Genomic DNA, 11,789 nt, shown 5'->3' with positions numbered 1-11,789 from the left:
TAACCCTTCGCCGTCATCAGGCTGGGTAGAGGACTTGCACCTCCAAGCTGTCGATCATGCTCGGCACACAACAAAAACCCGCCTCGGCGGGCGGGTCACTGGAGCCAATTAGCACCATACTGAGATTAATAGCATAGCTGCCGGCACAAAGCAAGAACAAAATTGGCGCTGACGAATTTTCCGCCTCATGAATCGGGAGATTGCTCCTTGACCGGCTGGGATCCCTTCCGGCCGATATTGCGGCGGATCATGCCGAAATCTGCGCCGCCGATGGCGAAGGCGGTGACGAAGTAGAGCAGCGCCCCGCCGGCGACGAGCGCAAGCAGGGTTACCGCCTTGATCACCAGAGGCGAGCCGGAAGCCAGCCTTGCGGCGAACCAGTGCTCGGCAAAATAGAGCGCGGCGGCCATAACCGCCGCCGACAGCACCAGCCGCGGGATGCGTTTCATGAGCGGCACGTCGCGGCCCCAATGGCCGCGCCGGATCAGCACGGCGAGCAGCATCGCCGCATTGACCCAGCCGGCGACGGCGGAGGCAACGGCAATGCCGGGCGCGCCCATGGTCGGAAACAGCGTCAGCGCCGTGGTAATGTTAACCGCCACCGAGATGGCGGCGAAAATCATCGGCGTGCGCGTGTCCTCGCGGGCGAAATAACCTGGGGTGAAGGCCTTGATCAGCACGAAGGCCGGCAGGCCGAGGCCGAAGATCGCCAGGATTGCCGCGACCGTCGGCGTCGAATTGTTGGCGGCAAAGGCGCCGCGCTCATAGACCAGCCGCACGATCGGCTCGGACATGACCAGCAAGGCGGCCGCCGCCGGCAAGGTCATGAAAAGGGTAAACTCGACCGAGCGGTTCTGCAGATTGGCCGCCTCGACCAGATTGCCCGATTTCAGCGCCCGCGACAGTTCCGGCAAAAGCACGATGGCGACGGCGACGCCGACGACGCCCAACGGCAGCTGGTAAACGCGGTCGGCATAGGCCAGCGACGACACGGCGCTGTCCTGCGCCGACGCGATCGCCGTGCCGATCAGCTGGTTGATCTGGGTGATGCCGCCAGTAATCGCCGCCGGCAGCGCCAGGATCAGCAGCCGCTTGACGTTCGGCGTCATCTTCGGCCGCCGGAAGCCGATCGAAATGCCGGCATGGCGCACCGCCGCCCAGACGATCGCCAGCTGCACCAAGCCGGCCGCCAGCACGCCCCAGGCCAGGCCGAAACCAACGGTGCGGGCGTCCGAACCCTTGTACCAGGCATAGGCGAGCACGGCGATGAGGATGACGTTGAGGAACACCGGCGCCACTGCGGCGGCGAAATAGCGGCGCAGCGAATTCAGCATGCCGGCCATCATGGCGCCGAGTGACATGCAGATCAGGTAGGGGAACATGACGGTCGCCAGCGCCACCGTCGTTTCGAATTTTCCCGGCGTGTCGGCAAAGCCCGGCGCCACCAGGTAGCGCACGATCAGCGGCATCGCCAGTTCCATGGCGATGGTCAGCGCCAGAAGCGCGGTGAACAAGACGCCGAACACCTCTTCGGAAAAGCGCTTGGCGCCGTCGGTGCCGTGCGTCTCGATCTCCTTGGCGAACAGCGGCACGAAGGCGGCGTTGAAGGCGCCTTCGGCGAACAGCCGGCGAAAGGTGTTGGGGAACTGGAAGGCTGCGTTGAAGGCGTCGGCGATCGGCCCGGTGCCGAGTGCGGCAGCCATCAGCATCTCGCGGCCGAAACCGAGGGCCCGGCTCATCAGCGTGCCGGAAGCGACCGTGGCGAATTTCTTGACAAGGCTCATGCGCTTGAAGACTGCCTGTGCGATTGGGGCAAATGGAAGGTAACAGTCACTCGGCGGCCGTTTTGGTCTTGCCGCGCTCGGACGCCGTGCCCTCGAGCACCGCGATCAGCCTGTTGCGGATGGTCGCGGTGCGCGACGGGCTGTCGATCTTCTGGCCAGTGAGATCGGTGACATAGAACGTGTCGATGACCTTTTCGCCGAAAGTGGTGATGTGGGCCGAGGCGATGTCGAGCGACAGGTCCGACAGCATGCCGGTGATCTCCGACAGAAGGCCCGGCCTGTCCAGCCCCTCGACCTCGACCACCGAGAACCGGTTCGACAGCGCGTTGCGGATTTCGGCGCGCGGCGGGATGCGGAAAACCTTGGCGCCGCGCCGTGGCTTGGTGCGCTTTTCGATCATTTCGGGCAGCCAGCTCTTGCCCGACAGCACGTCCTCGATCAGCCGGCCGACGCGCTCGGCGCGGCGGCGCTCGTCCTCGTCGCGGTCGAACTCCCTCGAGATCAGGATAGTGTCGAGCGCCCGACCATCCGAGGTCGTGAAGATCTGCGCGTCGACGATGTTGCCGCCGGCCGCAGCACAGGCGCCAGCAATCACCGAAAGCAGGCGCGGATGGTCCTGCGCCAGCACCGTGATCTCGGTCACCGCCTCGAACTGGTGAGTCTTGACCATGGTGGCCAGCTTCTTGCCGGCGTGATCGGCCTCGCGGATGAATTCGGCATGGCGCAACTGGTCGGGAAGATCGACCGCCAGCAGATAGTTCTCGTAGTGCTGGCCGACATAACGCTTGCGGGCCTTTTCCGGCCAGTCGGCAAGCGCCTCGGCCAGTTGCTCGCGCGCCGCCGCCGTCCGCTTGGCGCGCGACACCTCCGAAAACCCGCCGGTCAACAAAAGCTCGGTCTCGTAGTAGAGCGTACGCAGCAACTGGCCTTTCCAGCCGTTCCAGACACCAGGCCCGACGCCACGGATATCGCAGACGGTAAGCACCAAAAGCATCTTCAGCCGTTCGACCGACTGCACGATGGCGGCAAAATCCTCGATCGTCTTGCGGTCGTTGAGATCGCGGGTCTGCGCGGTCATCGACATGACGAGGTGGTTCTCGACCAGCCAGGCGACCGTTTCGGTGTCGGCCGGCGAGAGCCCCATATGCGGGCAGATGCGCCGCGCGATCCTGGCGCCGGCTTGCGAATGGTCCTCCGGCCTGCCCTTGGCGATGTCGTGCAGCAGCACGGCGACATAGAGCGCCTCGCGGCTCTTCTTCAGCCCCGGCATCAGCGCGTGGGAAAGCGGATGGACCTTTTCGCCGTCGCCGCGCTCGATCTCGGCCAGCACGCCGATGCAGCGGATCAAATGCTCGTCAACGGTGTAGTGGTGGTACATCGAGAACTGCATCATGGCGACGATCTTGCCGAAGTCCGGGATCAGCTTAGCAAGCAGTCCAGCCTCGTTCATGCGCCGCAGATTGAGCTCGGCATTGCGGTCCGAGGTCAAGATGTCGAGGAACAGCCGGTTGGCCTCCTCGTCGCGCCTGAGCGCCTTGCCGACGAGGCCGAGAGAGCGGGTCAAAAGCTTCAGCGCATCGGGGTGGAATTCCAGGCCGTGCTTGTCGGCAAACCAGAACAGCCTGAGCAGGTTGACCGGATCGCGCTCGAACACCTCGTCGTCGGCAATATTGATGCGGTGGTTGTCGACGATGAAATCGGCCGTGCCGGCGAGCTTGCGCTTGCGGCGCGAGAAGGTGAGAAAGATGCGGTTGAAACCCGGCACATGCTTGGCCTGCTCCTCCTCGAGCGCGGCGCAGAAGATGCGGGTCAGGTCGCCGACATCCTTGGCGACGAGGAAGTAGTGCTTCATGAAGCGTTCGACCGCCGACAGGCCGGGATGGGTGGTGTAGCCGAGCCGCTCGGCGATGTCGCGCTGGATGTCGAAATGCAGCCGCTCCTCGGCCTTGCCGGTGAGGAAATGCATGTGGCAGCGCACCGCCCACAGGAAGTCCTCGGCCTTCTGGAATTCCCGGTATTCGGCGTCGGTAAAGACGCCCTTGTCGACCAGTTCCTCGCCGGTGCGCACCCGGTAGAAATATTTGGCGATCCAGAACAGCGTCTGCAGGTCGCGCAGGCCGCCCTTGCCGTCCTTGACGTTGGGCTCGACCAGATAGCGGCTCTCGCCGGCCTTGGCGTGACGCTCGTCGCGTTCGGCAAGCTTGGCCTGGACATATTCAGGGCCGGTGGTGCGCACCACCTCGTGGTCGAAGCGCTGCAAAAGCTCGTCATAGAGTTTTTGCTCGCCCCACAGGAAGCGCGCTTCCAGGATCGAGGTGCGGATGGTGATGTCGGTGCGCGACAGCCTGAGGCACTCGTCGATGTTGCGGGTGGCGTGGCCGACCTTCAGGCCCAGGTCCCACAGCATGTAGAGCATGTACTCGACGATCTGCTCGCCCCATGGCGTCTGCTTGTAGGGCAGCAGGAACAGCAGGTCGATGTCGGACCCCGGCGCCAGCGTGCCGCGGCCATAGCCGCCGACGGCGACGACCGCCATGCGCTCGGCCGATGACGGGTTTTTGACGCGATAGACATGGGTGGCGGCGAAATCGTAGAGCGCGCGGATGATCTCATCCATCAGATGCGACAGCCGGGCGGCGCAGGCGGTGCCGCTGCCATCGTCCATCAGCATGCGTTCGGCGACCGCGCGGCCGTCGGCGAGCCGGCCTTTGAGCAGCTTGAGAACGCCGCTGCGCGCGGCCTTGCCGGAACCGTCGCCTGCCGTGGCCGCGGTCAGTTCCGTCATCTCGCGGCGCAAGGCTTCGCCGTCGATCAGTTCCTCGAGCTTAAGGGATATTCTTGCCATAAATGCCGTTCGGCCTCGCCGTTTTGGCGGCGTCTATAGCGCGTTTTCGCGGCGCTGGGTATGGGGCGGACGGATGCGTTCTCCACGGCCGTGGAACGGGACGATCGTCTCGTGCCCGCGGCCGGTCCAGTTTGGGCTTGGCCCACGAAAAATCGAAAACAGCCCTTGACCTTCCAGTTACTGGAAGCACTACCTCCGCCGCAACATCGAAATTCAGGGGGCTTTCGCCATGACGCATTCCGACCACCATCATCACGCCCATGGCAGTTGCTGCTCGGCAAAGGGTGCCTCGGCCGTCGCGGACGCCGTCGTCCGCGATCCGGTCTGCGCCATGAGCGTCGATCCGGCCGCCGGCAAGCCGACGGCCGAGCATGGCGGCCACCGCTATCATTTCTGCAGCGAAAGCTGCCGCGCGAAATTCGTCGCTGATCCCGAAAAATACCTGACCGCAACCGATCCCGTCTGCGGCATGAGCGTCGACCGTGCGACGGCCAGGCACTTTTTGCGGCACGAGGGCCGGGGCTTCTATTTCTGCTCGGCCGGCTGCCAAGCGAAGTTCGAGGCCGAGCCGGCAAAGTATCTCGGCGACAGACCGGCGCCGCAGGCGATGCCGAAGGGCACCCAATACACCTGCCCGATGCATCCCGAAATCATCCGCGACAAGCCCGGCTCCTGCCCGATCTGCGGCATGGCGCTGGAGCCGATGGGGGTGCCGACCGGCGACGAGGGACCGAACCCCGAACTGGTCGACTTCACCAGGCGCTTCTGGGTGAGCGCGGTGCTGTCAGTGCCGTTGCTGGTCATCGCCATGGCGCCGATGCTCGGCCTGACGTTCCAGGCCTTCATCGATGACCGTGCGAAGGTCTGGCTGGAACTGGCGCTGGCCAGCCCCGTGGTGCTGTGGGCGGCATTCCCGTTCTTCCACCGCGGCTGGGATTCGATCCTCAATCGCAGCCCCAATATGTGGACTCTGATTTCGCTCGGCGTCGGTGCAGCCTATCTCTACAGCGTCGTCGCCACACTGTTTCCAGGCCTCTTTCCGCACCAGTTCCGCGGCCATGACGGCACCGTGCCGGTCTATTTCGAGGCGGCGGCGGTGATCGTTGCGCTGGTGTTCCTCGGCCAGGTGCTGGAATTGCAGGCGCGGGAGAAAACCGGCTCGGCCATCCGCGCGCTGCTAGACCTCGCGCCGAAGACGGCGCGGCTGATCGGCGCGGACGGTTCCGAAAACGACGTGCCGCTCGAAACCGTCAAGGCCGGCGACCGCTTGCGTGTCCGGCCTGGCGATGCCGTGCCGGTCGACGGCATTGTGCTCGAAGGGCGTTCTTCCATCGACGAATCGATGATCACGGGCGAGCCGCTGCCGGTCGAAAAGACCGAAGGCGACAACCTCACCGGCGGTACGCTCAACAAGAACGGCTCGCTGGTCATGCGCGCCGAAAAGATCGGCGCCGAAACGACGCTGGCGCGTATCGTCGAGCTGGTCGCCAAGGCGCAGCGTTCGCGCGCGCCGATCCAGGGGCTGGCCGACCGCGTCTCGTTCTACTTCGTCCCGGCCGTCGTGCTGGTTGCCATCATTGCGTTTATCGCCTGGGCGATCGTCGGACCGGAACCCAGCCTGGTCTTTGCCATCGTCTCGGCGGTCTCGGTGCTGATTATCGCCTGTCCGTGTGCGCTCGGCCTTGCGACGCCAATGTCGATCATGACCGCCACCGGGCGCGGCGCGCATGCCGGCGTGCTGATCAAGGAAGCGGCGGCGCTCGAGCGCTTTGCCTCGGTCGACACGCTGATCGTCGACAAGACGGGAACGCTGACCGAAGGCCGGCCGCGGCTGACCGACGTCATTGCCGTCGAAGGCATGGCACAGGACGAGCTGCTGGCGCTCGCCGCCGGGCTGGAAAAAGGCTCCGAGCATCCGCTGGCCGAGGCGATCGTCGAAGGCGCCCGCGAACGCGGCTTGAAGGTTGCCGACGCGAGCGGTTTCGATGCAATCACCGGCAAGGGTGTTTCTGGCACGGTCTCGGGACAGAAAGTGGCGCTCGGCAATGCCGCAATGATGGCCGATCTCGGCATCGATACCGCATCGGTCCAGGCCAGCGCCGAGGCGCTGCAGGCCGACGGCAAGACCGCGATGTTCGTTGCCGTCGGCAACAGGCTCGCCGGTCTCGTTGCCGTTGCCGACCCGATCAAGGCGACCACCGCCGAGGCGATCAAGGCGCTGCATGACAGTGGGCTGAAGATCGTCATGGCGACCGGTGATAACGAGCGCACCGCCAAGGCCATCGCAGCCAAGCTCGGCATCGACGCGGTGCGTGCCGGGCTCTTGCCCGAACAGAAGAACGCGCTGGTCGACGAATTGCGTGCCGGCGGTGCCGGCGTCGCCATGGCCGGCGACGGTGTCAACGATGCGCCGGCACTTGCCGCCGCCGATGTCGGCATCGCCATGGGCACAGGCGCCGATGTTGCGGTCGAAAGTGCGGGAATTACGCTGGTCAAGGGCGATCTCAACGGTATCGTCAGGGCCCGCACGCTGGCTCGCGCGACGATCCGCAACATCCGCCAGAACCTGTTTTTCGCTTTCCTCTACAATGTGCTCGGCGTGCCGGTTGCTGCCGGCGTGCTCTATCCACTCACCGGCACGCTGCTGTCGCCGATGATTGCGGCGGCGGCGATGAGCCTGTCGTCGGTTTCGGTCATCGCCAACGCATTGCGGCTCAGGACGTTGAAACTCTGAGTAAAACTTCCAGATAGACCCTGTTCGAATAAGGAGACGATGAATGACCTTGGCCAAGAAGATCGTGCTTTTGATGATGGCGGCGGGAATGCTGCTTGCCGTTTTCCTCGAAAGTGTTCCGGCACAAGCCGAGGAGATGAAGCACGACATGGGCGCAATGGGCGCGCAAAGCCCCTCGACCGACGGCTATAAGGCGGCGATGGACAAGATGCATACCGACATGATGGCGATCGAATATTCCGGCAATGCCGATGTCGATTTCGCCCGCGGCATGATCCCGCACCACCAGGCGGCCATCGACATGGCCAAGATCGAGCTCGCCAATGGCAAGGATCCGGAAATCCGCAAGCTGGCCGAGGCAGTGATCGCCGCGCAGCAAGCCGAGATCAAGCAGATGCAGGACTGGCTCGCCGCCCATCCGGTGAAGTAGGCATCACGCTATCAGAGCGAATCCGGGGAAGAGGCTTCACCTGGATTCGCTTTGGCGGCTATGATGTCGCCTGACTGGAGCATGCCATGCCATCGACGATACGAACGACCACCCTGCCCTGCGGCGAAGCCGTGCCGGTGCTCGGCCAGGGCACCTGGAAGATGGGCGAAGACGCTCGCCGCCGTGCCGACGAGGCCAATGCCCTGAAGCTCGGGCTGGATCTCGGCATGACGCTGATCGACACCGCCGAAATGTATGCCAGCGGCGGTGCCGAGGAGGTGGTGGCGGAGGCCATCGCCGGTCGCCGCGACGAAGTGTTCCTCGTCTCTAAGGTGCTACCGTCCAATGCCTCGCGCACCGGCGTCAAACGGGCCTGCGAGAACAGCCTGAGGCATCTCGTCACCGACCGCATCGATCTTTATCTGCTGCATTGGCCGGGCAGCGTGCCTTTGATGGAAACGGTAGAGGCGTTCGAAGCGTTAAAGGCAGCCGGCAAGATCCGCCACTGGGGCGTCAGCAATTTCGATACCGGCGAGATGGAGGAGCTGGTCCGGTTGCCGGCCGGCAACAACGTCCAGACCAACCAGGTGCTCTACAATCTGTCGCAGCGCGGCGTCGAGTTCGACCTCGCCCCGTGGAGCCGGCAGCGCGGCATGCCGCTGATGGCCTATTCGCCGGTCGATCAGGGGGTATTGGCGCGCAACGCCAGGTTAGATGCCATCGCCGCTCGCCACGGTGCGACGCCGGCGCAGATCGCGCTTGCCTGGGTGGTGGCGCAGGAGGGCGTGATCGCGATTCCCAAAGCTAGCAGCGCCGAGCATGTCCGGCAGAATGTCGCGGCGTTGGAGATCGAGCTCACGAGCGAAGATTTGGCCGAAATTGACCGCGCCTTCCCGCCGCCGAGGCGGAAGCGTGGTTTGGCGATGATCTGAGGGTGAAGCTGCCAATCTCCCCCCTCGTGGGGGAGATGCCCGGCAGGGCAGAGGGGGGCGGGAAGGATCGCTAACCTTTCAGTCAAAACCTATGCGCGCCGAAGATCTACGCAACCATGCATATGCAATCGACGGATAGGCCGGTGGGACAGCGCCCCCCTCTGTCCTGCCGGACATCTCCCCCACGAGGGGGAGATCGGCGGTTTCGGCGACGCCGCTCCGATTGCAGAAGCACTACTTCCCAGCCATCCCCTTCAACCTGTACAGCGCCTCCAGCGCCTCGCGTGGCGTCATCTCGTCGGGATTGATCTCCGCTAGCGCTTTGCCCAGCCCATCACTCTTCGCCGGCTTCGACGCTTCCCGCTTCGCCGCCACGGAAAACAGCGGCAGGTCGTCGACCAGACGGTTGGCCTTGCCCGAGACCTCGCCGGCTTCGAGCTGGTGCAGCACTTCCTTGGCCCGGCCGACGACGGCTTCCGGCAGGCCGGCCAGCCGCGCTACCTGGACGCCGTAGGAACGGTCGGCGGCACCCTTGCCGACCTCGTGCAGGAAGACCACGTCGCCCTCCCATTCCTTGACCCGCATGGTGACGTTGGAGAGCCGCGGCAGTTTTCCGGCCAGCGCCGTCATCTCGTGGAAATGCGTGGCGAAGATCGCCCGGCAGCGGTTTTTCTCGTGCAGATATTCGACCGCCGCCCAGGCGATCGACAGGCCGTCGAAGGTGGCGGTGCCGCGGCCGATCTCGTCGAGGATGACCAGTGCGCGTTCGCCGGCCTGGTTGAGGATCGCCGCCGTCTCGACCATCTCGACCATGAAGGTCGAGCGGCCGCGCGCCAGGTCGTCGGAGGCGCCGACCCGCGAAAACAGCCGATCGACGACGCCGATATGCGCTGATGCCGCCGGCACGAAGGAGCCGGTCTGGGCAAGGATGGCAATCAGCGCGTTTTGCCTGAGGAAGGTCGATTTGCCGCCCATATTGGGACCGGTCAGCAGCCAGATCGCGCCGGCCTTAGCATCGCCTTGCGGCGACAGATCGCAATCATTGGCGACGAACGGGCCTTCGCCGGAGCGCCGCAGCGCCTGTTCGACCACCGGATGGCGTCCACCCGAAATCTCGAAGGCAAGGCTCGAATCGACCAGCGGCCGGCACCAGGCCTCGCTTTCGGAAAGCAAGGCAAGTGCGGCCGAAACGTCGAGCACCGCGAGCGCTTCGGCGCCGGCGCGGATCGTGTCGGCCTGGCCGACGACTTCGGCCGTCAGCGCCTCGAAAGCGGCAAGCTCGATCGCCAGCGCCCGGTCGGCGGCATTGGCGATCTTGGTTTCCAGTTCGGCAAGTTCGGTAGTGGTGAAGCGCATGGCGTTGGCCATGGTCTGGCGATGGATGAAGCGCGCCTTGGCGCCATCGCTGCCGGTCATCAGCGCATGGTGGTTGGCGGTGACTTCGATGTAATATCCCAGCACGTTGTTGTGCCTGATCTTCAGCGAGCGGATGCCGGTCTCGTCGATCAGCGAGCGTTCCAGCCCGGCGATGACTTTTCGCGACTCGTCGCGCAGTGCCCGCATCTCGTCGAGTTCGGCGTGGTAGCCGGAACGGACGAAGCCGCCGTCGCGCTTGAGCAACGGCAGCTCGTCGCTGAGCGCCTGCGCCAGATGCGTCGCCAGTTCACTCGGCAGTGCCTTGATAGCTCCCAACGCCGCGGTCAGTTCGCCCGGCAAGGCGGTTTGGCCGAACAGTTCGGCGATGGCGCCGGCCGCTTCGAAACCGGCGCGCAGCGCGCCGAGGTCGCGCGGGCCGCCGCGGTTGAGCGCCAGCCTGGACAGGGCGCGCGGCATGTCGGCGACGCTCTTCAGGCTGGCCCGCACCGCCTGGCAGAGGCGCGTCTCGGAGCGGAAGAACGATACCGAATCCAGCCTTGCAGCGATTGCCGCCGGGTCGGTCAGCGGCGCCATCAGCCGGTCGGCGAGCAGCCTTGCGCCGCCGCCGGTCACCGTGCGGTCGATGGCCTTGAACAGCGACCCCTCGCGGCTGCCGGACAGCGTGCGCAGCAGCTCCAGATTGGCGCGCGTCGCCGGGTCGATGAACAGCGTCGATCCCTGCTCCTCGCGCTCCGGCCGCGACAGCGGCGGCCGCTCGGCCTTTTGCGTCTTCTCGACATAGGCGATGGCGCCCGAGATCGCGGACAGCTCGGCGCGCGAAAACGTGCCGAAACTGTCAGGCGTTGCCACCTCGAAGAAGCGGGCGATGCGGCCGGCGGCCGAAGCCGAATCGAACAGCGACGGCGGCTGCGGGCTGGCGACGCGGCCGAGCACGTCGAACACCGGTTTCAGCTCCGGGTCGTAAAACACCGGTTCGGCGACGATCAGCTCGCGCGGATCGACGCGGAAGACATCGGCGAGCAGCCGGTCGGCGGTGGTTTCGGCGACACGGAAGACACCGGTCGAGATCTCGATCCAGGCCAAAGCGAAAGCGTGATCACTGCTGCCGCCCTTGACCCGCCCCAGCGCCATCAGAAAACTCGATTCCGACGGCGCCAGCAGTTTGTCTTCGGTGATAGTGCCGGGGGTGACCAGCCGCACCACGTCGCGGCGCACCACCGATTTGCCGCCGCGCTTCTTGGCCTCGGCCGGATCCTCGATCTGCTCGCAGACAGCGACGCGGAACCCCTGGCCGATCAGCTTCTGCAGATAATCGTCGGCGGCATGCACCGGCACGCCGCACATCGGGATGTCGAGCCCCTGGTGCTTGCCGCGCTTGGTGAGCACGATGCCGAGCGCCCGGCTTGCCTTCTCGGCATCGTCGAAGAACAGCTCGTAGAAATCGCCCATGCGGTAGAACAGCAGCGAATCCGGGTTCGCCGCCTTGATCTCGATATACTGCTCCATCATCGGCGTCGCCGGCGCGAAGGCCGGCGTGGCGGTGTCGCTTCGAATGGGCGTCTCGTCGTTCAAGAAGCTGCTTCCAAAATTTTGCAAGCCATGCTTGGCGGTTTACAGCGGCGAAGTGTAGCCTTAATCCCGAACCTTCCACAAAAGAAAGCATGCGCACCCATCGCAAGCGGTGCCG

The 11,789-nt window shown here is 65.0% G+C and carries 6 protein-coding genes; 3 read left to right on the top strand and 3 right to left on the bottom strand.

Annotated elements, in window-relative coordinates; translation table 11 throughout:
* Nucleotides 1-185: 185 nt before the first annotated feature.
* A complete protein-coding gene (murJ, locus tag AC0L2Y_RS32735; RefSeq protein ID WP_473562107.1) occupies nt 186-1,784 on the bottom strand; it encodes a murein biosynthesis integral membrane protein MurJ in 1,599 nt (532 codons plus the stop codon).
* A gap of 46 nt (nt 1,785-1,830) precedes the next feature.
* Nucleotides 1,831-4,629, bottom strand: a complete 2,799-nt coding sequence (locus AC0L2Y_RS32730) for a [protein-PII] uridylyltransferase (RefSeq protein WP_473562106.1) — start codon at nt 4,627-4,629, stop codon at nt 1,831-1,833.
* A 229-nt stretch (nt 4,630-4,858) separates the two neighbouring features.
* Between AC0L2Y_RS32730 and AC0L2Y_RS32725 the strand changes: the two genes are divergently transcribed.
* From AC0L2Y_RS32725 to AC0L2Y_RS32715, 3 genes are all read left to right on the top strand, one after another.
* Nucleotides 4,859-7,363 carry a heavy metal translocating P-type ATPase gene (locus AC0L2Y_RS32725; protein WP_473562105.1) on the top strand — a complete coding sequence of 835 codons (2,505 nt, stop codon included), beginning with the start codon at nt 4,859-4,861 and terminating at the stop codon, nt 7,361-7,363.
* Between the two features lie 43 nt (nt 7,364-7,406).
* Nucleotides 7,407-7,793: a CopM family metallochaperone gene (copM, locus tag AC0L2Y_RS32720; RefSeq protein WP_473562104.1), complete on the top strand. Its 387-nt coding sequence runs from the start codon at nt 7,407-7,409 to the stop codon at nt 7,791-7,793.
* Between the two features lie 86 nt (nt 7,794-7,879).
* Nucleotides 7,880-8,725 (top strand): aldo/keto reductase, encoded by an 846-nt coding sequence (locus tag AC0L2Y_RS32715; RefSeq protein ID WP_473562103.1) that lies wholly within the window; start codon nt 7,880-7,882, stop codon nt 8,723-8,725.
* Between the two features lie 234 nt (nt 8,726-8,959).
* On the opposite strand, the gene mutS is transcribed toward AC0L2Y_RS32715, so the two are convergent.
* The gene (mutS, locus tag AC0L2Y_RS32710) at nt 8,960-11,611 is read right to left on the bottom strand and encodes a DNA mismatch repair protein MutS (RefSeq protein ID WP_473562108.1); all 2,652 of its coding nucleotides are present in this window, start codon (nt 11,609-11,611) and stop codon (nt 8,960-8,962) included.
* Nucleotides 11,612-11,789 lie beyond the last annotated feature (178 nt).

This window comes from Mesorhizobium sp. WSM4830 (assembly GCF_055811495.1).
Note: the sequence above shows the minus strand (reverse complement) of the source record. Positions and strands in the feature narration are given on the sequence as shown.